Annotated in this window: 17 protein-coding genes and 2 pseudogenes; 12 read left to right on the top strand and 7 right to left on the bottom strand. The window is 64.4% G+C overall.

Going from position 1 to position 21688, the window contains the following annotated elements; all coding sequences use genetic code 11:
• Positions 1–103: 103 nt before the first annotated feature.
• Entirely contained in the window at positions 104–1009 is a 906-nt protein-coding gene (locus AC07PQ_RS29115; protein ID WP_007930163.1) for a cation diffusion facilitator family transporter, read from the top strand.
• A 259-nt stretch (positions 1010–1268) separates the two neighbouring features.
• On the opposite strand, the gene AC07PQ_RS29110 is transcribed toward AC07PQ_RS29115, so the two are convergent.
• Positions 1269–1943 carry a heavy metal response regulator transcription factor gene (locus AC07PQ_RS29110; RefSeq protein WP_007930804.1) on the bottom strand — a complete coding sequence of 225 codons (675 nt, stop codon included), beginning with the start codon at positions 1941–1943 and terminating at the stop codon, positions 1269–1271.
• 432 nt (positions 1944–2375) lie between these two features.
• Here AC07PQ_RS29110 and AC07PQ_RS29105 point away from each other — a divergent pair, with 432 nt between their 5' ends.
• From AC07PQ_RS29105 to AC07PQ_RS29090, 4 genes are all read left to right on the top strand, one after another.
• Positions 2376–3641 (top strand): TolC family protein, encoded by a 1266-nt coding sequence (locus AC07PQ_RS29105; RefSeq protein WP_493186663.1) that lies wholly within the window; start codon positions 2376–2378, stop codon positions 3639–3641.
• A 206-nt stretch (positions 3642–3847) separates the two neighbouring features.
• A complete protein-coding gene (locus tag AC07PQ_RS29100; RefSeq protein WP_493186662.1) occupies positions 3848–5080 on the top strand; it encodes an efflux RND transporter periplasmic adaptor subunit in 1233 nt (410 codons plus the stop codon).
• Between the two features lie 41 nt (positions 5081–5121).
• Positions 5122–8286 (top strand): efflux RND transporter permease subunit, encoded by a 3165-nt coding sequence (locus tag AC07PQ_RS29095; RefSeq protein WP_493186661.1) that lies wholly within the window; start codon positions 5122–5124, stop codon positions 8284–8286.
• Positions 8287–8690: 404 nt separating this feature from the next.
• Positions 8691–9149, top strand: a complete 459-nt coding sequence (locus AC07PQ_RS29090) for an REP-associated tyrosine transposase (RefSeq protein WP_007931048.1) — start codon at positions 8691–8693, stop codon at positions 9147–9149.
• A gap of 718 nt (positions 9150–9867) precedes the next feature.
• Here the strand turns inward: AC07PQ_RS29090 and AC07PQ_RS29085 are convergent.
• Complete coding sequence (locus AC07PQ_RS29085; RefSeq protein WP_007928828.1) at positions 9868–11196, bottom strand: OprD family porin; 1329 nt, start codon at positions 11194–11196, stop codon at positions 9868–9870.
• Positions 11197–11529: 333 nt separating this feature from the next.
• Between AC07PQ_RS29085 and AC07PQ_RS29080 the strand changes: the two genes are divergently transcribed.
• Positions 11530–11862, top strand: a complete 333-nt coding sequence (locus AC07PQ_RS29080; protein ID WP_007928829.1) for a DUF2790 domain-containing protein — start codon at positions 11530–11532, stop codon at positions 11860–11862.
• A gap of 5 nt (positions 11863–11867) precedes the next feature.
• Here AC07PQ_RS29080 and AC07PQ_RS29075 read toward each other — a convergent pair whose 3' ends face one another.
• Positions 11868–12377 carry a RidA family protein gene (locus AC07PQ_RS29075; RefSeq protein WP_007928830.1) on the bottom strand — a complete coding sequence of 170 codons (510 nt, stop codon included), beginning with the start codon at positions 12375–12377 and terminating at the stop codon, positions 11868–11870.
• Between AC07PQ_RS29075 and AC07PQ_RS29070 the strand changes: the two are divergent.
• The 4 genes and pseudogenes from AC07PQ_RS29070 to AC07PQ_RS29055 all read left to right on the top strand — a co-directional run.
• Positions 12301–13368, top strand: a pseudogene (locus AC07PQ_RS29070) (PAS domain-containing protein); the annotation flags it as partial. The gene AC07PQ_RS29075 and the pseudogene AC07PQ_RS29070 overlap by 77 nt on opposite strands.
• 108 nt (positions 13369–13476) lie before the next feature.
• Entirely contained in the window at positions 13477–13908 is a 432-nt protein-coding gene (locus tag AC07PQ_RS29065) for a methyl-accepting chemotaxis protein (protein WP_232539795.1), read from the top strand.
• Between the two features lie 236 nt (positions 13909–14144).
• Positions 14145–14918, top strand: a pseudogene (locus AC07PQ_RS29060) (PAS domain-containing protein); the annotation flags it as partial.
• Positions 14901–15461: a methyl-accepting chemotaxis protein gene (locus AC07PQ_RS29055; protein WP_256580935.1), complete on the top strand. Its 561-nt coding sequence runs from the start codon at positions 14901–14903 to the stop codon at positions 15459–15461. The pseudogene AC07PQ_RS29060 and the gene AC07PQ_RS29055, both read left to right, overlap by 18 nt.
• 42 nt (positions 15462–15503) lie before the next feature.
• On the opposite strand, the gene AC07PQ_RS29050 is transcribed toward AC07PQ_RS29055, so the two are convergent.
• Both AC07PQ_RS29050 and AC07PQ_RS29045 read right to left on the bottom strand, forming a co-directional pair.
• Complete coding sequence (locus AC07PQ_RS29050; protein ID WP_493186660.1) at positions 15504–16421, bottom strand: LysR family transcriptional regulator; 918 nt, start codon at positions 16419–16421, stop codon at positions 15504–15506.
• Between the two features lie 195 nt (positions 16422–16616).
• On the bottom strand, positions 16617–17390 hold the full coding sequence (locus AC07PQ_RS29045; RefSeq protein WP_493186659.1) for an SDR family oxidoreductase: 774 nt from the start codon (positions 17388–17390) through the stop codon (positions 16617–16619).
• A gap of 167 nt (positions 17391–17557) precedes the next feature.
• On the opposite strand from AC07PQ_RS29045, the gene AC07PQ_RS29040 reads away from it, so the two are divergent.
• Complete coding sequence (locus tag AC07PQ_RS29040; RefSeq protein ID WP_493186658.1) at positions 17558–18157, top strand: flavin reductase family protein; 600 nt, start codon at positions 17558–17560, stop codon at positions 18155–18157.
• Between the two features lie 156 nt (positions 18158–18313).
• Here the strand turns inward: AC07PQ_RS29040 and AC07PQ_RS29035 are convergent, their stop codons facing one another.
• Positions 18314–19198, bottom strand: coding sequence for a LysR family transcriptional regulator (locus AC07PQ_RS29035; protein ID WP_493186657.1), 885 nt, complete (start codon positions 19196–19198; stop codon positions 18314–18316).
• 113 nt (positions 19199–19311) lie between these two features.
• Here AC07PQ_RS29035 and AC07PQ_RS29030 point away from each other — a divergent pair, with 113 nt between their 5' ends.
• Positions 19312–20715, top strand: a complete 1404-nt coding sequence (locus AC07PQ_RS29030; RefSeq protein WP_493186656.1) for an MFS transporter — start codon at positions 19312–19314, stop codon at positions 20713–20715.
• A 2-nt stretch (positions 20716–20717) separates the two neighbouring features.
• On the opposite strand, the gene AC07PQ_RS29025 is transcribed toward AC07PQ_RS29030, so the two are convergent.
• Complete coding sequence (locus AC07PQ_RS29025) at positions 20718–21650, bottom strand: DMT family transporter (protein WP_007926237.1); 933 nt, start codon at positions 21648–21650, stop codon at positions 20718–20720.
• Positions 21651–21688: the final 38 nt, after the last annotated feature.

Raw genomic sequence — 21688 nt, 5'->3', positions numbered from 1 at the left:
AACCGCCAGATGGCAGCAGCATGACCATTGCGTCATTTTGTCGGGGCCAGCTGCCCGGGCCGGCTATCATCAGCCACGACGATTTCCACAGGTGGGGGCTTTCATGGGCGCAGGGCACAGTCACGGACAGGTTCGGGCCGGACACGAACGCAAGTTATGGATGGCCCTGGGGCTGACGGGCAGTTTCATGATCGCCGAGGTGATCGGCGCCTTTGTCACCGGCAGCCTGGCGCTGCTGTCCGATGCCGCCCATATGATGACCGATGCGCTGGCGCTGGCGATCTCCCTGGTGGCGATCCAGGTCGGCAAGCGCGCGGCCGATCGCAAGCGCACCTTCGGTTATGCGCGCTTCGAGATTCTCGCCGCGGCGTTCAACGCCCTCCTGTTGTTCGTGGTCGCCTTCTACATCCTGTTCGAGGCCTGGCAGCGCCTGTCCGCGCCAGCGGAAATCCAGTCCACGGGCATGCTGGTGATTGCGGTGCTGGGGCTGGTCGTCAACCTGATTTCCATGCGCCTGCTGGCCTCGGCGAGCGCCGAAAGCCTCAACGTCAAGGGCGCCTACCTGGAGGTGTGGAGCGACATGCTCGGCTCCATCGGCGTGATCGTCGCGGCCTTGGTGATCATGTACACCGGCTGGGGCTGGGTCGATTCGCTGGTGGCGGCGGCCATCGGTTTCTGGGTGCTGCCGCGCACCTGGACATTGCTCAGGGAGAGCATGAACGTGTTGCTGCAAGGCGTGCCGGACGGCATCGATATCGATCAGGTCGAGCAGGGCATCCGCGCCATCGACGGGGTGACCGAGGTGCACGACTTGCACCTGTGGGCCCTGACCAGCGGCAAGAACGTGATGAGCACGCATCTGGTGGCCGACCTGGGGCGGCGCAGCGAGCAGCAGATCCTCGCCGAGGTCACCGAACTGATGCACGAGCGCTTCGATATCTCCCATGTGACGGTCCAGGTCGAACAGGCCGGCTTTCACGAACAGGGGCACGAAGAGCACGTACATTAATCACCTGTAGCCGCTGCCGAGCCCGCGAGGCTGCGATCGACCGCGCAGCGGGCGCCGCTCTTGGGCGCGCTGGAGGTCCTTCGGACCTATCGCAGCCTGCGGCAGCGGCTACACCGATCGCGGCACTGAACTATCGGGTTGCCCCCTGTAGCCGCTGCCGAGCCCGCGAGGCTGCGATCGACCGCGAAGCGGGCGCCGCTCTTGGGCGCGCTGGAGGTCCTTCGGATCTATCGCAGCCTTCGGCAGCGGCTACAGGGTTTCAGTCGCGCTCTTCGAGCACGTAGCCGACGCCGCGCAGGGTGTGGATCAGTTTGCTTTCGAACGGGTCGTCGATCTTGGCCCGCAGGCGGCGGATCGAGACTTCCACCACATTGGTGTCGCAATCGAAGTTCATGTCCCACACGAACGAGATGATCTGGGTCCGCGACAGCACCACGCCGCTCTGGCGCATCAGCAGGTGCAGCAGGGCGAACTCCTTGGTGGTCAGGTCGATGCGCTGTTTGCCGCGAAACGCCCGGTGGCGGCCCTGGTCCAGCTCCAGGTCGGCCACCCGCAGCACGTCGGGGGTCGGCGACTGCTCGCTGCGCCGCAGCAGGCTGCGCACCCGCGCCAGCAGCTCGGGGAATTCGAACGGCTTGACCAGGTAATCGTCGGCGCCCAGGTCCAGGCCCTTGATCCGGTCCACCAGCCGCCCCTGAGCGGTGAGCATCATGATCCGCGTATTGCTGTTCTGGCGAATGCGCTGCAGCACCCCCCAACCGTCCAGCTCCGGCAGATTGACGTCGAGAATCACCAGGTCGTAGGCGTGCTGGCGGGTCAGGTGCAGGCCGTCGGCGCCGTTATTGGCGCAATCGACGACGTAGCCGCTTTCGCTCAATCCCTGATGCAAGTAGTCGGCGGTTTTCGGTTCATCCTCGATCACCAGAATGCGCATGCTGAATTAGCCTCGGTGTTTAATGCAGTGGGGCAGTCCAATAACTTCGTTGGAAGTAACGGGCTGGATGATTCAACTTTCAAAGTTGCGGATTTCAAGGTTATTAATTTAAAGGCTCTGAATTTAAAAGCTTCGAAGTGTCGTGCGGGGAGAAGTTGTTTCTCTATATTTCAAGTTGTGGATTTATTGAGCTTGCTCTCGGGTCGATGGCCGGGATGTTAATGCATAAGCCCGTGGCAGAGCGTTTGCTAACGGATTTGTAATCTTTGCGCCACCCTGTCGATAAGTACCGAAGGCTACATTTGGCCGGCACTAAATACTCACCTGTTAGTTGTTTTATGGGTGGAGTGTGGATGCGTCGTGCCGGTTCAACTTCCTCGCACCGCAGAGCCTCCGCCGTCACTCTGTACCGGTAAGGGGCCAGAACGCGTTATGCCAACCTCCATTAAAAAACTTGCCTGGATAGTCGGGGCATTGTCCGGCGTCCTGTTGTTGGCCAGTGCCGCGCAGCAGGACGCCGCGGCGGCCGAGAGCCGGGTGCTGAGCCTCGACAACGCCCTGGCCAGTGCCTTTGCCAACAACCCCGAACTGGCGGCGGCGCGCTGGGAAATCGACATCGCTCAGGGTGGCCGCCAGCAGGCCGGGTTGATCCCCAATCCGGTGTTGTCCTGGGACGCCGAAGACACCCGCCGCAGCTCGCGCACCACCACCGTCAAGCTCAGCCAGACCCTGGAACTGGGCGGCAAGCGCGGCGCGCGCATCGATGTCGCCAGCCGTGCCCAGGACGCTGCGGCGCTGGAGCTGGAACGCCAGCGCAACCAGCTGCGCGCCGATGTGATCGCGGCCTTTTACGGCGCCTTGCGTGCCCAGGAGCGCAGCGAGCTGGCCGGCCGCTCCCTGGCCCTGGCCGAGCGCGGGCTGACGGTGGCCAAGGGCCGGGTCAGCGCTGGCAAGGCCTCGCCCGTGGAGGCCACCCGCGCCCAGGTCCAGCTCTCGGAAGTGCGCCTGGAACTGAGCCGCGCCGAGATGGATCGGGCCAATGCCTATCGCCAGCTGGCGACTGTTACCGGGGCCGCCACCACCGACTTCAGCGCCGTCGCGGAGCCGGCCAGCGGGCTGCCGTCGCTGCCGCCTTCGGCGCAATTGCTGGCGCGCCTGCAACAGACCACCGAACTGCGCCTGGCCGAAATGCAGGTGGTGCAGCGCGAAGCGTCCCTGGGGCTGGAAAAGGCCCAGCGTATTCCCGACCTCGATATCAGCGTGGGCAGCCAGTACGACGCCAGCGTGCGCGAGCGGGTCAATCTGGTCGGGGTGTCGATGCCGATTCCGCTGTTCAACCGCAACCAGGGCAACGTGCTGTCGGCGGCGCGGCGCGCCGATCAGGCCCGGGATCTACGCAACGCCGCGGAGCTGCGCCTGCGCACTGAAACCCGTCAGGCCCTGGATCAGTGGAGCACCGCCAGCAACGAAGTGCAGTCGTTCAACCAGGTGATCCTGCCGGCCGCGCAAAACGCCGTGGACACTGCGACCCGTGGCTTCGAGATGGGCAAGTTCAACTTCATCGAGGTGCTCGACGCCCAGCGCACGCTGATCAGCGCCCGCACCCAGTACATCGCCGCCGTGGCCCAGTCCACCGACGCCTGGGTGCGCATCGAGCGCATCTACGGCGATCTCGCCGGCCCCGATCGCACGCTGTGAGAACCGCATTGTTCGTCCTGTTGTGCCTGGGCGCGCTGCTGGTCACCGATTGCAGCGTCCCGCTGCCGAGCCGGGTCGAGGAGGGCGCGTCCCATTGGTGCCTGCATGATCTGCATCGGGCGCTCGGCGATTTCTTTTTTCCACAGACCTCATGACGCGTCGCTGTTGCCGGTTGGCGCGTCGAGTCGATTTTTTCAGGAGCATGCATGGACAAGAAACGAAGCACAGCCTTGGCGTTGGCCGTGGCGATCGCGCTCGGCGTGGCCGGGTTGATGTGGCAGGAGCTGTTCCAGGCGGCGCCGGTGGCCGCGCAGGCGAAACCTGCGGTCAAGGCGGACACGCACAAGGACGGCGAGGCGCATCAGGAAGGCGAAGAGGGGCAAGCGGAAGCTGAGGGGCATGCCGAGGAAGAGGGCAAGGTCGAACTCAGCGCCGAGCAGATCAAGGCCGCCGACATCCAGCTGGCCGAGGCCGCACCGCGGGATCTCAGCAGCTTGCTGACGCTGCCGGGGGAGATCCGCTTCGACGAGGACCGCACCTCGCACATCGTGCCGCGCGCGGCCGGGGTGGTGGAGTCGGTGGCGGTCAATCTCGGCCAGACGGTGAAGAAGGGCGAGCTGCTGGCGGTGATCGCCAGCCAGCAGATCTCCGACCAGCGCAGCGAACTGGCCGCCGCCGAGCGCCGGGTCGAGCTGGCGCGCACCACCTTCCAGCGCGAGCGCCAGTTGTGGGTCGACCAGATCTCCGCCGAGCAGGATTACCTGCTGGCGCGCCAGACCCTGCAGGAAGCCGAAATCGCCCTGAACAATGCCCGGCAAAAGATGAACGCCCTGAGTGGCAGCTCGGTGCTGGCGGGCGGCAACCGCTATGAGATGCGTGCGCCGTTCGACGGCGTGGTGGTGGAAAAACACCTGAGCGTCGGCGAGGTGGTGGGCGAGACCAGCGCCGCCTTCACCCTGTCCGACCTGTCCCGGGTCTGGGTCACCTTCGGCGTGTTTCCCAAGGACTTGAACAAGGTCCGGGTGGGCAAGCCGGTCCGGGTGCAGTCCACCGAGCTGGGCACCCAGGTGCAGGGCACGGTGGCCTATGTCGGCAGCCTGCTGGGCGAGCAGACCCGGACCGCCACGGTGCGGGTCACCGTACCCAACCCGGACGATGTCTGGCGGCCGGGGCTGTTCGTCTCGGTGCAGGTGGCGACCGACACCTACCAGGCCGGGGTAACCGTGCCGCAGAGCGCGGTCCAGAGCGTGGAAGACAAGCCTGCGGTGTTCGTGCGCGTCGCCGACGGTTTCCAGGCCACCCCCGTGGTGCTGGGCGGCAGCGAAGGCGGCTTCGTCGAGATCCGCGAAGGCTTGCGCGCCGGGGCCCAGGTGGCGACCACCGGGAGCTTCATCCTCAAGTCCGAACTGGGCAAGGGCTCGGCCGAGCACGGCCATTGATCCGCCTCATTCGCGAGTGTTTCCCTGGAGAGTGACTTCCCATGTTTGAACGCATCATTCAATTCGCCATCGAGCAGCGCATCATCGTGCTGCTGGCGGTGCTGCTGATGGCCGCCGTGGGTATCGGCAGCTACCAGAAACTGCCGATCGACGCGGTGCCGGACATCACCAACGTCCAGGTCCAGGTCAACGCCAGCATGCCCGGCTACTCGCCGCTGGAAACCGAGCAGCGCATCACTTACCCCGTGGAAGTGGCCATGGCCGGCCTGCCGGGCCTGGAGCAGACCCGCTCGACTTCGCGCTCGGGCCTGTCCCAGGTGACGGTGATCTTCAAGGAAGGCACCGACCTGTACTTCGCCCGGCAACTGGTCAACGAGCGCCTGCAGGTGGCCCGCGAACAGCTGCCCGAAGGCGTGGAGGCGAGCATGGGGCCGATCTCCACCGGCCTCGGCGAGATCTTCTTCTGGACGGTGGAAGCCGAGCCCGGCGCGCTCAAGGACGACGGCACGGCCTATACGCCGACCGACCTGCGGGTGATCCAGGACTGGGTCATCGCCCCGCAACTGCGCAACGTGCCGGGGGTGGCCGAGATCAACACCATCGGCGGTTTCGCCAAGCTCTATCAGATCGCCCCGGACCCCAGGCGCCTGGCGGCCTACAACCTGACCCTGAGCGACCTGATGACCGCCCTGGAGCGCAACAACGCCAACGTCGGTGCCGGCTATATCGAGCGCAACGGCCAGCAGTTGCTGATCCGCGCGCCGGGGCAGGTGAAGTCCATCGAGGACATCGCCAACATCGTGATCAACACCGTGGACGGCACGCCGATCCGCGTCAGCAACGTGGCCACCGTGGACATCGGTCGTGAGCTGCGCACCGGCGCGGCCACCGAGAACGGCCGCGAAGTGGTGCTCGGCACGGTGTTCATGCTGGTGGGGGAAAACAGCCGCACGGTGTCCCGGGTGGTGGCGGAAAAACTCGCCGAGATCAATCGCTCGCTGCCCAAGGGCGTGACCGCAGTCACTGTGTACGACCGCACCAACCTGGTGGACAAGGCCGTGGCCACGGTGAAGAAAAACCTCATCGAAGGCGCGCTGCTGGTCATCGCCATTCTGTTCCTGTTCCTGGGCAATATCCGCGCCGCGCTGATCACCGCCATGGTGATCCCGCTGGCCATGTTGTTCACTTTCACTGGCATGTTCACCAACAAGGTCAGCGCCAACCTGATGAGCCTCGGCGCGCTGGACTTCGGCATCATCGTCGACGGCGCGGTGGTCATCGTCGAGAACGCCATCCGCCGCCTGGCCCATGCCCAGCAGCATCACGGGCGCATGCTCACTCGCTCCGAACGCCTGCACGAAGTCTTCGCCGCGGCCAAGGAAGCGCGACGGGCGCTGATCTACGGGCAACTGATCATCATGGTGGTGTACCTGCCGATCTTTGCCCTGTCCGGGGTGGCCGGGAAGATGTTCCACCCGATGGCCTTCACCGTGGTGATAGCCCTTCTGGGGGCGATGATCCTCTCGGTGACGTTCGTCCCGGCGGCGATCGCGCTGTTCGTCACCGGCAAGGTCAAGGAGGAAGAAAACTTCGTCATGCGCGGCGCCCGCCGGGGCTACGAGCCGGTGCTGCGCTGGGTGATGAGCCACCGTTCCCTGGCCTTTGCCCTGGCCGTTCTCAGCGTGCTGGTCTCGGGCCTGGTGGCCAGTCGCATGGGCAGTGAATTCATCCCCAGCCTCAGCGAAGGCGACTTCGCCCAGCAGGCGATGCGCGTGCCCGACGCCAGCCTCACTCAGTCGGTGGAAATGCAGAAGACCCTGGAGAAAACCCTGCTGGCGCAGATCCCGGAAATCGAGCGGGTGTTCGCCCGTACCGGCACCGCCGAGATCGCTTCGGACGTGATGCCGCCGAACATTTCCGATGCCTACCTGATGCTCAAACCCAAGGCGCAATGGCCGGACCCGGGCAAGTCGCGCGAGGCGATCATTGCCGACATCGAACGGGTCAGCAACAGCCTGCCGGGCAACGTCTACGAACTGTCGCAACCGATCCAGCTGCGCTTCAACGAACTGATTTCCGGGGTGCGCAGCGATGTCGCGGTGAAGGTCTTCGGCGATGACATGGAGGTGCTGAACAAGACCGCCGAAGAGATTTCGCAGACCTTGCAGAAGATCGACGGCGCCGCCGAAGTGAAGGTGCAGCAGACCACCGGCCTGCCGGTGCTGACGGTGAATGTCGACCGCGACAAGGCCGCGCGTTTCGGCCTCAACGTCGGCGATGTGCAGGACGCCGTGGCGATTGCCGTGGGTGGGCGCAAGGCGGGCATTTTGTATGAGGGCGACCGGCGCTTCGACATGCTGGTGCGCATGTCCGACAGCCTGCGCACCGACATCGACGGGCTGTCGCGCCTGCTGATTCCGGTGGCGGCGGCCGCGGGCAGCGTCAACGGGCAACTGGGTTTCATCGCCCTCTCGGAAGTCGCCAGCGTCGACCTGGTGCTCGGCCCGGCGCAGGTCAGCCGCGAGAACGGCAAGCGCCTGGTGATCGTCAGCGCCAACGTGCGTGGGCGCGACATGGGTTCCTTCGTCGAAGAGGCGACCCGGGCCATTGGCGATCAGGTGCAGATCCCGACCGGCTACTGGATCACCTGGGGCGGCCAGTTCGAACAGTTGCAGGAAGCCTCCAAGCGCCTGGAGATCGTAGTGCCGGTGGCGCTGCTGCTGGTGTTCGGCCTGCTGTTCATGATGTTCAACAACCTCAAGGATGGGTTGCTGGTGTTCACCGGGATTCCCTTCGCCCTGACCGGTGGGATCATGGCCCTGTGGCTGCGCGACATCCCGCTGTCGATCTCGGCGGGGGTGGGCTTCATCGCGCTGTCGGGGGTGGCGGTGCTCAACGGCCTGGTGATGATCGCCTTTATCCGCAACCTGCGCGAAGAAGGACGGATGCTCGCCGCGGCGGTCAACGAAGGCGCACTGACCCGCCTGCGCCCGGTGCTGATGACCGCGCTGGTGGCGTCGCTGGGGTTCATCCCCATGGCCCTGGCCACCGGCACCGGTGCTGAAGTGCAACGGCCGCTGGCCACCGTGGTCATCGGCGGCATCATCTCCTCCACCGCCCTGACCCTGCTGGTGCTGCCGGCGCTGTACCACTGGGCGCACCGCAAGGAAGAAGAGCAGGAACTGCAGGACCTGCTAAACGACTGACCCGCGACCGGCGTCAACCAACCCCGCCTGCGTCATGCGCAGGCGGGGTTTTGTTTATCCCGAGAGCACCCGCCTGTAGCCGCTGCCGCAGGCTGCGAAAGGTCCGGGCCACGCTGGTCGCAGGACCTCCTGCGACTCCAAGAGCTGCGCCCGCTTTGCGGTCGATTGCAGCCTCGCGGGCTCGGCAGCAGCTACAGGCCGATGTGTAGCCGCTGCCGCAGGCTGCGATAGGTCCGCAGGACCTCTTGCGATTTCAGAAGCGGCGCCTGCTTCGCAGTCGATCGCAGCCTCGCGAGCTCGGCAGCGGCTACAGGGATCTGGAAACATCTGCTGAAAGAGTGCTCCCGCATGCGAAAGCATGAGCAGCTAGGTTGAGGTAAATGACCTGTATGGAGAGCAAAGGAATGCTTGTCCACTCCAATGGCTACCGCCTACTCAAAGGACGGGTATCGGAAGCCGGCCGTATCTATTCGATTACCGTCGTGACCCAGCAACGGCGCCCCTTGTTTCGCGACTTTCGTGTTGGCCGCCTGGTGGTTGATCAGCTCAAGCAAGTCGACGAAGCCGATCACGTACGTTCACTGGCTTGGGTTGTCATGCCTGACCATCTTCACTGGCTATTTGAACTGCGAGACAGATCTTTGGGAAAGGTGATGTGCCGTTTCAAATCCAGAAGCAGCCTACAGATCAATCAACACTTTGGCTGTCAGGGCCGTCTCTGGCAAAAGGGCTATCACGATCGTGTCCTGCGCAAGGAAGAAGACCTGAAGGCCATCGCCCGCTACATCATTCTCAATCCGGTGCGAGCAGGGCTCGTTCAACGTCCTGGCGACTATCCCCTCTGGGACGCCATCTGGTTTTGATGTAGCCGCTGCCGAAGGCTGCGATAGGTCCGCAGGACCTTCTGCGATTTCAAGAGCTGCGCCCGCTTCGCGGTCGATCGCAGCCTCGCGGGCTCGGCAGCGGCTACAGGCCGATGTGTAGCCGCTGCCGCAGGCTGCGAAAGGTCCGCAGGACCTCCTGCGACTCCAAGAGCTGCGCCCGCTTTGCGGTCGATCGCAGCCTCGCGGGCTCGGCAGCGGCTACGGGGAGGGAAGTGGCGGGCAAAAAAAAGCGCCCCATGCGGGACGCTAAAAATTCATCTCTTTCCAAAGGAGCATTCGAAAAAACGCTTCAGAGATGAATGTGCTCGGGGTGGGCCGGCGTCAGCGGGAGGCTGTGCATGCCTGGGGCCCTGCGGTTCTGTGAGAGGCGGCGCCGGTTGCGCCGTTGTGGTTGTTGTCGCCGTTGTGCTGTTGCTGGCCGAGCCAGAATTGTTCCAGGGCATGCCTGGCGCGTTCGCTGCTGTTATCGCTGGGAAGCGCGCTGGGCTGGCCAGGCGGAGTCAGGTGGGCAGGCTTCAAGACATGATCTCCCGCAAGTGGCTGGCCGCCAGCGAAGCGCTGTCGGCTCGGGCATGCGGGCAAGTATACGAAGGCCAACCTGACGAGAAGGTGAGGGCGATATTACAGTTCTGAAAGACAGGCGTCTGTGAAGAAGTTTTAACGTCGGGCGGGCCTCTCACCCGCCCGGCGCAAGGGCTCAGAGAATGGCCAGCGGGTATTCGACGATCAGGCGGAATTCCTCCAGGTCGGATTCGAAGCTGCTGGAGCGCACGGTGGCCTGGCGGATGCGCAGCGACAGGTCCTTGAGCGTGCCGCCCTGCACCACGTACTTGGCTTCGATATCGCGTTCCCAGCGGCGCTGGTCGGTCAGCGGATTGCCGTCCGCACCGCGGCGCATGTACACCGAGTTGGCATTGCTGTAGTCGGCGTCGCTGCCTTTGCCGTAGCGGGTCATGAACGACAGGCCGGGGATGCCCAGGGGCTGCATGTCGAGGTCGTAGCGGACCATCCACGAACGTTCCTTCGGCGAGTTGAAGTCGCTGTACTGGATCGAGTTGTCGAGGAAGATCGAGTCCGACTGGCGCAGGTAGTCGAAGTCGTCGTCGCCATTGTTGCGCTGGTGCGACAGGGACAGGGTGTGGGCGCCATAGGTGGCGCCGATCTTGGCGCTCCAGATGTCGTTGTCGAACTCGCCGAGCAGTTTCTTGCCCTCGTCCACCGCCTTGTAATAGTTGAACCCGGCGAACAGCGAGAGCTCGTCGGAGATCGGCCAGGTCGCCGCGGTGCCGAAGTAGTACTGGTCCCAGGCGTCCTTCAGGCGGCTGCTGTAGAGGCTGAAGCTGAGGTGCTTGTTCAGGCTGTAGTCGCCGCCGAAGTAGGCGACCCACGGCGAGTCGACCTCGCCGGCATAGAAGGTGGCGAAACCGTCGCGCAGGCTACTGCTGTCGGGCTGGCTCATGCTGTGCAGGCGCCCGCCCTGGAGGCTCAGGCCGTCGATGCTGGTGTTCTCGAAGGTGGCGCCGCGAAAGCTTTCCGGCAGCAGGCGCGAGTCGCCGTAATGTACCACCGGGGTTTTCGGGAAGACGTCGCCGACCTTGATCACGGTGTCGAGCAGGCGCATTTTCGCCGCGCCGCCGACCTTGCTGTAGTTGTCGGCCGGGTGGTTGTCGCTGTCCACCGGCAGCATGCCGAACGACCCGCGACCACCACTGCGGCCGGCGCCAGAGTCGAGCTTGAGGCCATACATGGCAAAGGCATCGAGGCCGAAACCGACGGTGCCCTGGGTAAAGCCGGATTCGAACTTACCGATCAGCCCCTGGGCCCAGGCCTCCGAATAGCCGTTGCCGGTGGGGCTGGACTGGCCCTTGCGATCGTCGCGATTGAAGTAGTAGTTGCGGGCCAGCACGTTGAGGCTGCTGCCTTCGATAAAACCTTCGGGCTGGTCGTCTGCCGCGTTCACGGCCAGCGGGCTCAGCCCCAGTACCGCGGAAAACACGGACAGGGACCAGCGGGTTTGAATGCGCATGTTGTTTGCTCCTGGATATGGGCAGCTATCAGCTGTTATGTCGCCTGGGGCGTTCTTGTTAGTTGTACTCGCGAACCGTCTGGTTAACGGCTGGAGTCAGCGTCGATAGTTGCAAACAACAGATAACGCGGAGGTGACCCGGTTATTACAATTCTGCAAGGATAAAAATTGTAAGTTGTATTTGGTTTTAGTTGGGGGCCTTGTTTTATATGGAGTTTTCTCAAGGGCAAGAAGCGGTCTTGGGTTTATTACATATAAGTAATGTATCCGTGATCTTCCCGACAGGGTCCGCTGGTTATCCTCGTTGCAACTAACCAAAACGAGGAAACAGTCATGAAGTTATTTAAATTGAGTATCGCCGCGCTGGTACTTTCCATTTCGTCTCTGGCCATGGCCGAGGGCGGCGGCGACCGCACCTTCGACCGCGCCATGCAGGCAAATGAGAAGGCCATGGCGGCCTACGCGGCGAAGCAGGGCAAGGAGGCGCCGGTGGTGGAAAACTATCGCTACGGCATGCCCCTGGACATCCAGAAGGTGGTCAACGTGACGCCGCCGGCCAAGGCCTGCAACCCGGTGCCGTCACGCATGACCTATGAGGATTCGGCCGGACAGCTCAAGACCGTTGAGTATCAGGTGATGGGCCAGTGCCGCACCAATGGCAGCTAGGGGCCCTAATCCTCAACGTCCTCATGGGGCGCGGGAAGCGGTTCGAGGGCTACGATCATGTCGATTTCCACCGCGGCATTCTTCGGCAGCTGATAGACCCCGAGGGACGTGCGGGTGTGCACCCCGGCCTCGGCAAAGATCGAATAGAGCACTTCGGAGGCCGCGTCGGCGACTTCGCTCTGCTGGGTGAAGTCGGCGGCGCTTTGCACATAGACGTTGAGCCGCAGGACTTTTTTCACCCGCTGCAGATCGCCCAGCAACTGGGCGAGGATCGCCAGGGCGCGCATGGTGCAAATACGTGCGGCATACCGGCCGTCTTCCAGCGAAACATCGCCACCGACCCGCCCGACCACCTTCACGGTGTTGTCGATGCGTGGGATCTGCCCGCTGACGTACACCTCGTCGCCGTTCTGCACCGCGGGCACATAGTTGCCGCCGATGCGCATTTCACCGTCGAAAGCGTGTCCCAGACGCGTCGCCACCTGGTCGAACAGGGCCTTGCGTGAAGCCTCCATAGATTGCACTCCGTCGATTGCCGTTGATTTTCCAGAGCACGACTATAGCCCCTCTTCCGGGCTCCGGAGCATGGGTTGTAGCCCCGCAGGGCCGGGGCCCGAGGCGTTTCAAAGTTTTTTGGTCGGATATGTCTTATGGGCTCTTCAGAAAAATACTCAAGCGCCGATGGCTAGAGACAATGCTGCCCACTATTACAGCCCATCGGTGCATCCCATGTTCAACAAAAGCTTGAAGCAAGAGCTGTTGGCTCTACGCGAAGAACTCTCGAGCCTCCAGCAAGTGAAGGACAGTCTCGACAGCGAAATGCTGGTGCTGGTTCTCGATCCCGATGGGCGCATTTTGTCGGTCAACGACAACTTCAACCAGGAAATGCTCTACAGGGGCAGCGAACTGGTCGGTCGTCACATCGAGGACATTGTGCCGGCCCACGTCAAGACCGATGAGTTCCACCACCGTTTCAAGGCGACGCTGACCCGTGGCGAGCATTTTGCCGGCGCGGTACGCCTGCTGCGCGGCAACGGCCAGGAAGCCTGGTTGCGCTCGATCTCCCAGCCGGTTCGCGATTCCCAGGGGCGGATCAAACAGTTCTCGATCTACTCCAGCGACCTGACCCGCACCATCGAAGCCTCTCGCGAGCACGAGAACCTGATCGGCGCGCTGGTCCGCTCCACGGCGGTGATCGAGTTCGACCTCAATGGCAACGTGCTGACGGCCAACGAGCGTTTCCTCCACGGCATGGGCTACAGCCTGGCGCAAATCCAGGGCAAGCATCACCGTACCTTCTGCGAGCCTGAGGAATACAACAGCGCGGAGTACCAGGCATTCTGGAAGCGCCTGAACGCCGGCGAGTTCGTCGCCGGGCGGTTCAAGCGCATCGACAGCTACGGCCGCGTGGTCTGGCTTGAGGCTTCCTACAACCCGGTGGTCGATGCCAACAACCGGCTGTACAAGGTGGTGAAGTTCGCCACCGTGATCACCGACCAGGTGAACCAGGAGCAGGCAGTCGCCGAGGCGGCGAACATTGCCTACAGCACCTCCTTGCAAACCGACAACAGCGCCCAGCGCGGCACCACCGTGGTGACCGAGGCGGTGAACGTGATGCGCGACCTGGCCAAGCACATGCAGCAGGCCGGTGAAGGCATCGAGGCGCTGAACGAGCAGTCGCTGGTGATCGGCACCATCGTCAAGACCATCAGCGGCATTGCCGAACAGACCAACCTGTTGGCGCTCAACGCGGCCATCGAAGCGGCGCGGGCCGGTGAACAGGGACGCGGCTTTGCCGTGGTGGCCGACGAAGTCCGGCAACTGGCTTCGCGCACCAGCAAGGCCACCGACGAAATCGTCGGCGTGGTACGGCAGAACCAGGACATGGCGCGCGAGGCCGTGGCGCTGATGACCGATGGCAAGGCCCAGGCCGAGCAGGGCCTGGCCCTGGCCGCCGAAGCCGGCACGGTGATCGTCGAGATCCAGGACGGTGCGCAGAAGGTGGTGAACGCCGTCGGCCAGTTCGCCAGCCAATTGTCCAACTGAGTCCTGTCCCGGACCCGGCGTCAGGCCTTTTCCAGGCCATGACGTCGGGTATCGAGTGGCCGCCAGCTCGACGGCCACGACCTGCTCCAACGCCAGCGCGCCCTGCGCGGGTGGTTAGGAAGTTTCCTGTCTCTATGGAAGATAAATCCTAAAGAGCCTTGAGCGCGTCAAGAACGCGTTTCCAACGCCGATGGTGAGGCTGCTGCAGTCTCCAATCACAGGCTATCGGTGTATCCATGTTCAATAAACGTTTGAATCAGAAGCTCCTCGCGTTGGGTGAGGAGTTTCGTGCGCTCGAGCAGGTCAAGGAAGGTTTCGAGCGCACCCAGCTCAGTGTCGATCTCGATCCGCAGCGCCGGATCCTGGTGGCGAACCGCAATTTCACCCAGGGCATGCATTATTCCCCCGAGGCACTGCTGGGCTGGCCCATCGACAATCTGCTGCCGGACGATGCCCGGCCCGAAGAGGCGCACTCGCGTTTCATGACGGCGCTGGCCTGCAGCGAGCCTTTCGACGACACCCTGCGCCTGCGTCGTGGCGATGGTCATGACGCCTGGCTGAGGGTGATCCTGCAGCCGATCTTCAACTCCGAGCGGCAACTCAGGTCCTTTTCCCTGATCGCCAATGACCTGACCGAAACCGTGGAAACCGCCTGCGAGCACGACAACCTGATCGCGGCCCTGCTGCGTTCGACCGCGGTGATCGAGTTCGACCTCAAGGGCCGGGTACTGACCGCCAACGAGCGGTTCCTGAGCTGCATGGGCTACAGCCTCGAGCAGATCCTGGGCCAGAACCACAGCCTGTTCTGCGAGCCGCAGGAGTACAACAGTCCGGCCTACAAGGTGTTCTGGGAGCGGCTGAATGCCGGCGAGTACGTCGCCGACCGCTTCAAGCGCATCGACAGTCTCGGCCGCGTGGTCTGGCTCGATGCCTCGTACAACCCGGTGGTCGATGCCAACGGCAAACTCTACAAGGTGGTGAAATTCGCCACGGTGATCACCGAGCAGGTCAAGCAGGAGCAGACCGTCGCCGACGCCGCGGAGATCGCCTACACCATCTCGCAGCAGACCGACAGCAGCGCCCAGCGCGGCTCTTCGGTGGTGACCGAAGCGGTGCAGGTGATGCGCGACCTGGCGACCCACATGCAGCAGGCCAGCGACAGCATCGAGGCGCTGAACGAGCAGTCGCGGGTGATCGGCAGCATCGTCAAGACCATCAGCGACATTGCTGAACAGACCAACCTGTTGGCGCTCAACGCGGCCATCGAAGCGGCCCGCGCGGGTGATCAGGGGCGCGGCTTCGCGGTGGTGGCGGACGAGGTCCGGCAACTGGCCTCGCGCACCAGCAAGGCCACCGACGAGATCGTCGGCGTGGTCCGGCGCAACCAGGACATGGCCCGCGACGCGGTGGTGCTGATGGCCGACGGCAAGACCCAGGCCGAGCAGGGCCTGGGCCTGGCCGCCGAAGCCGGCACGGTGATCGTCGAGATCCAGGACGGCGCGCAGAAGGTGGTAAGCGCCGTCGGCCAGTTCGCCCATCAGTTGTCCGGCTGATGGGCTGGCTGGCTGCAGCCAGCAGCCTGGGTGGGGCCGCTGTCAGTCCTGCCGGTCGTTTTCGAGATGGGGCGCGATCAGGGTTTCGAACCATTCGATAAAGGCGTTCAGCCGGCGCGAGCGATGATTGCGATTGGGATAGAGCGCGGAAATCGCCATGGACGCGGGGCGAAAACCGGGCAGGACTTCCACCAGTTCGCCCCGGTCGAGCAGGTACTGCACGTCGAAGCGCGGGATCTGGATCAGGCCCAGCCCGGCTCTGCAGCAGGCGATGTAGTTTTCGGCGTTGTTGACGATCACCCGGCTGGGCAAATTCAGTTCCAGCTCGTGACCTTCGGCCAGGTATTCCCAGGGCTGTTCGCGGCCCGTGCTGGGGGAGCCGTAGCCGACCATCCAGTGACCGTCGGCCAGGTCGCCCGGCGTTTGTGGCTGGCCGTGCCGGGCCAGGTAGGCGGGGCTGGCGCAATTGATCAGGGCCAGGTGGCCCAGGCGCCGGACAATCAGGCTGCTGTCGCGCAGGGTGCCGACGCGGATCGCGCAATCCACGCCTTCCTGCACCAGATCGATGGAACGGTCGGTGGAGCCCAGCGCCAGCTTCAGGCTGGGGTAGCGGGCGAAAAGCTCGGGCAGGGCGGGGGCGATGAAGCGCCGGGCAATCCGGCTGGGCACGTCGACATTGAGCCGGCCACAGACGTCCAGTTGACGGGTGTGAAACAGCTGCTCGAGTTCCACCGCATCGCTCAGCAACAGACGCGCGCGCTCCAGCAGGACCGCGCCGTCGGCGGTCAGCTGAACCTGGCGCGTGGTGCGGTGCAACAGGCGCGTGGCGAGGGCGGTTTCCAGTTGCTGTACCGCTGCCGAGACGGTAGCCCGGGGCAGTTCAAGGGCGTGCGCGGCCTTGATGAAACTGCCCATGTCAGCCACCTGGATGAATACACGGTACTGCTCGAGCTTATCCATGAATGGGGCGTTGTTCCGAGGCGTGTGGTGCGTATTTTCTGTAGGAGCGAGGCTTGCCCGCGATAGCGTTGTGTCAGACAGCCCCTGATCGCGGACAAGCCTCGCTCCTACGCAAGCCTTTCGCAAACGCCAATCTACCTCGCCCCTTGGCGGATTACTCGGGTCGATGACAACCGTCGATCAGAAGGCCGGGCCTCACTTGGTGGCGTGGCCGCCGTTGATCAGCAGGGTCTGGCCGGTGATCCACCAGCCGTCGGTGACCAGATGACGGATGAAGGGCACCACGTCCTCGATGTCGGTCAGGCCGGTCTTGCTGAAGCCGGACAGCGCCGCGGCGGTCTTGTGGTAAGCCACGGCGTCCGCGCCCTCGGCCGGGTAGAAAAATGGCGTGTCCATCGGCCCAGGGCCCACGGAGGTCACCGAGATACCGCGGGCACCGAACTCCTTGGAGGCGGCGCGGGTAAAGTGTTCCACCGGAGCCTTGGCCCCGCTGTAGGCGGCATAGAAGGGCGTGTAGGCGCCGAGCAGCGAGGTCACCAGCGACACCAGCTTGCCGTGGTCCTCCAGGTGCTTGCCGGCTTCCTTGATAAAGAAGAACGCGCTCTTGGAGTTGACCGCGAACATGTCGTCGTACTCGGCTTCGCTGATCTCGACTATGGGTTTTTTCAGGACCTTGCCCACGGTGTTGATGGCGATGTCGATCTTGCCGAAACGCGCCTTGGCGTCGCTGAAGAGTTGCTCCACGGCCGCGGCGGTGGTCAGGTCGGCCTGCCAGGCTTGGGCATCGACGCCCAGGTTCTTGATCGCGGCCACGGTCCGGTCGGCGTCGGCCTTGCTGGTGGCGCTGTTGTAATGCACGGCGATGGCCTTCGCGCCATGGGCGGCCAGATCCCGGGCGATCAGGCCGCCCAGGTTCTTCGCGCCACCGGCGATCAACGCCACTTTGTTTTTCAAAGAATGGTCTGCCATGGAAAAACTCCTTCAGCCTGTGAGGTGAAGGCCCAGTCTAAGCAGCCGCGAGTCAGGAATAAGCCCGGTCAATCTGGATGGATTGTCCAGGGAAATGGCCCAATCCCGACTGCTGTGCCGAACCGGGATGTCGCTACAATCGACGTTTTTCTCCTGGAGCCTTACCCATGAGCCCATCCCATCGTCGTCCGGTTCCGCTGGCCAAGGCCTACCGTCTGCTCAACCACGGGCCGACCGTGCTGGTCAGCGCCACCCATGGCGGCCAGCGCAACATCATGGCCGCGGCCTGGGCCATGCCGCTGGATTTCGAGCCGCCGAAAGTCGCCGTGGTGCTCGACAAATCCACCTGGACCCGGCAACTGCTGGAAGCCTCCGGCACTTTCGTGCTCAACGTGCCGTGCGCCGCCCAGGTCGATATCGCGCAGACCGTGGGTTCCACTTCCGGCCAGGAGCTGAACCGCGACCAGGGCCGCGACAAGTTCGAGCGCTATGGCCTGCCGACCTTCGCCGGCGAGCTGATCGACGCGCCGCTGCTCGATGGCTGCGTGGCCTGGCTCGAATGCCGGTTGCTGCCGGAGCCGCACAACCATGAACGCTACGACCTGTTCCTCGGCGAGGTCATCGCCGCCCAGGCCGATGAGCGAGTGTTCAGCGACGGCCGCTGGCATTTCACCGGGCACGATGCCTTGCGCACCCTGCACCATGTGGCGGGCGGGCATTTCCTGACGATTGGCGACTCGCTGGACGGCAAGACCCTGGCGGTGTGAGCGGCAATATACCGCTGAACTCTCCTGTAGCCGCTGCCGAGCCCGCGAGGCTGCGCACGAGGACGCAGTCCTCGCCAATCCTGCGCATACGGTTTTGCCCGTTTTACGGCCGCTGCGCTGCCGATCGCAGCCTCGCGGGCTCGGCAGCGGCTACGGTCACCAGCTGACGGTGTTCAGGGCGTCGGCGAAGACCTTGAGTTTCGGCGAGTACTGGCGCGACGGCGGGTAGACCAGCGACAGCGCCCGGCTGCGTCCGGAGAAGGTCTGCAGGATCGGCACCAGGCGGCCGTCGGCGAGGGCGTCCTCGACGGCGAAGTTCATCAACTGGGCGATGCCGAAGCCCCCCAGCACACCGTCCACCAGCGCGTCGCCGATATCGAAGATCAGCCGGCTGGGCACGCTGACATCGCGCACCTTGCCGTCGCGCATGAACTGCCAGTCCACCAGGCGCCCGCTGCGCAAATTGCGCACGGTCAGGCAGTTGTGCTGTTGCAGCTCTTCCACCGTCTGCGGCGTGCCATGGTGCGCCAGGTAGGCCGGGGATGCCACCGTGACCCAACGCAGCGGCGCCAGCGGCCGGGCGATCAGGCGCTGGTCCTGGATCTCGCCGGTGCGCAGGATGGCGTCGAAGCCTTCGTCGACGATGTCCACCAGGCGATCGGTCATCACCGCCTCGATGCTCAGGTCCGGGTATTGCTCGGTCAGGCGACCGATCAACGGCATCACCACCTTGCGTCCGAACAGCGACGGCGTGCTGATTTTCAGCAGCCCGGTGGGCGAGTCGCGGCGGTCCAGCAGCAGGCTTTCGGTCTGCGCCAGTTCGGCCAGCAGCGGCGTGGCGCGCTCCACCAGCAGCTGGCCGTCCGGGGTCAGGCTGACGCTGCGGGTGTTGCGTTGCAGCAGGCGTACGCCCAGTTGCTGCTCCAGGCGCGAAATGGCCCGTGACAGGCCGGACTGGGTCAGCCGCAGATCGCCGGCGGCGCGGGTAAAGCTGCGGGTCTCGGCGACCCGGACCAGCAAACGAACGGCGTTCAGATCCATGATTAAAGTCATCACTGAAAGAGCAATGACGGTATTTATCATCTAATCGGCATCAAAGAAACTGAGGGTCCTTGATTCATCCCCCTTTATTTTCCACACAAGGACTCGACGTGATGCCCGCCACCTCTTCAGCCAGGCCGTCAGGCTGGATGCTGCTCCTGCTGGCCAGTGCGCAGCTGATCATCGCCCTGGACGCGACCATCGTCTTCGTCGCCTTGCCGGAGATCGGCAGCCATCTGGGGTTTTCCGCGCAACAGCTGCAATGGGTGGTCAGTGCCTACAGCGTGGCCTTCGGTGGCTTCCTGCTGCTGGGCGGTCGGGCGGCCGACCTGCTGGGCAAGCGGCGTTTCTATATCGTCGGGCAAAGTCTGTACGCCCTGGCTTCGCTGGCTGGCGGCCTGGGCGGCAGCGCACTGCTGCTGGTGCTGGCGCGGGCGGTGCAGGGTGTCGGCGGGGCCATGCTGTTCCCGGCGACGCTGGCGCTGATCAACAGCCATTACCCCGAAGGGCCGGCGCGCAACCGGGCGTTCGCAGTGTGGAGCGCGGCCTCGGCGGCGGGCCTGGCCCTGGGCGCGTTGCTCGGTGGCGTGCTGACCCAATGGTGGGGCTGGGAGGCGGTGTTTCTGGTCAACGTTCCGCTGGCTGGCGCTTGTGCCTTGCTGGCCCGGCGCTGGATTCCGGCCGATGGCCAGCGCGAGCGTGGCCGGCGTTTCGACCTCAGCGGCGCCTTGACCGTGACGGTGGGCGGCACGCTGTTGGTGTTCGCCATCGTCCAGGGCCCGGAATGGGGCTGGAGCGCACCGGCGACCCTGGGCTGCGGGGCGCTGGCGCTGTTGCTGCTCGGGGTGTTCGTGTGGATCGAGCAGCGTGGCCACGACCCGCTGATGCCGCTGCGCCTGCTGGCCCATCGCGAGCTGCGCCTGGCGATGTTCCTTACGGCCTTGTTCATGAGCAGCTTCGGCGTGCAGTACTACTTCCTCGCCCTGTATTTCCAGCAGGTCTATGGCTACAGCGTGCTGCAAAGCGGCGTGGCGTTTTTGCCGGCGACGCTGCTGTGCACCGTGGGCATCTGGCTGGCCGAACGTTCGTTGCTGCGCTTCGGGCTGCGGGCGACCCTGGTCAGCGGCTTGCTCCTGGGTGCACTGGGCATTGGCGGGGTGTATGTGGCGCTGCCCGACGGGGCAGGGTTCTGGAGACTGATGCCGGGCATCGTGGTGCTGAGCATCGGCCAGGGCATGACCTGGACCGCCATGTGGGTTTCGGCCGGGCAGGGCATCGCGCCGGGCGAGCAGGGCGTGGCGGCGGGCATTGCTTCCACCAGCCAGCAGATCGGCGGCGCGCTGGGGCTGGCGCTGCTGGTGTCCCTGGCCAATGCCGGGCTGGGCGGCTCACAGGCGGTCGGCATCGAGCAGGCGGTAGGCGCCAGCGCCTTGCTCGCCCTGCTGGGGGCGCTGTTGGCCCTGCGTTTGCGGGTGCCGCCGGCCCAAGGCTTGACGGCGGCACCCGAGCGCGGTTGAACTCAGTGGACGCTTTGCGGCAGATGGCGGCGCACCGCCCAGATCACCCCGAGCAGCAGCAAGCCGCTGGCGACGCTTTCCAGCAGACCGGGCAGGCGTTGCAGGTAGAGGAAGCCGTAGAGCAGGGAAAACACCGTCTCGAACACGATCAATTGACCGCTCAGGGTCAGTGGCAGGCGGCGTGACGAGGCATTCCACATGCGGTTGCCGAACCACGAACCGAGTACCGCGCAGGCCAGGCTGGCGAGCCAGAACTGTTGCCAGCGTTGTTCGCTGACTTCGATCTGCATCGCTGGCAACTGCAAGGCGTCGGCCCCGAGCCAGATCAGCGCGCCCAAGACGCCGGTGACGATGCCCCACAGGCTCGACCATTCGCCGCTGTCGAAGCGGCTGGTCTTCAGGTAGCGGGCATTGTCGGTGGCGAACCAGGTCCAGCACACCAGCGCGCCAAAGGCGCAGACGATGCCCAGTAGCCGCTGACTCGGGACCTGCCCGCCAGCGCCGTCGAGCAGCAATGTGTGCAGGTTGATACAGGCGATACCGACGCCGATCAGCAGCAGCGGCCAGCGCAGGCGGGCCAGCGGCAGGGCGTCCTGATCGCCACGCCCGGCCAGGGTGATGGTCACCGGCAGCACACCGATGATCAGCGCAGTGGTGGCCACGCCGGCCTGCTGGATGGCGCTGGCCAGGAGCATGAAATAGATCAGGTTGCCGGTCAGCGCCAGCTTGAGCAGGAGCAGGCCGTCGGCCCAGCTCAGGCGTCGCCACAGGCTGCGGGCCTTGGGCAGAGCCAGGAGCAGGGAGAATGCACCATAGAGCACGAAGCGCGCACAACTGATCAGCAACGGGCTGAACTCCGGCAGCAGGCTGGGGATCAGCACCACCAGACCCCACACCGCACCTGCCATGACGGCACAAGCTATTCCGCGTTTCACCGACGACTCCGGAATTCATCAATAAGAACCCGCAGGCT

The organism is Pseudomonas sp. GW821-FHT09E12 (assembly GCF_059416085.1).
The sequence above is the reverse complement of the archived record's forward strand: the minus strand, read 5'-3'. Positions and strand labels throughout refer to the sequence as shown.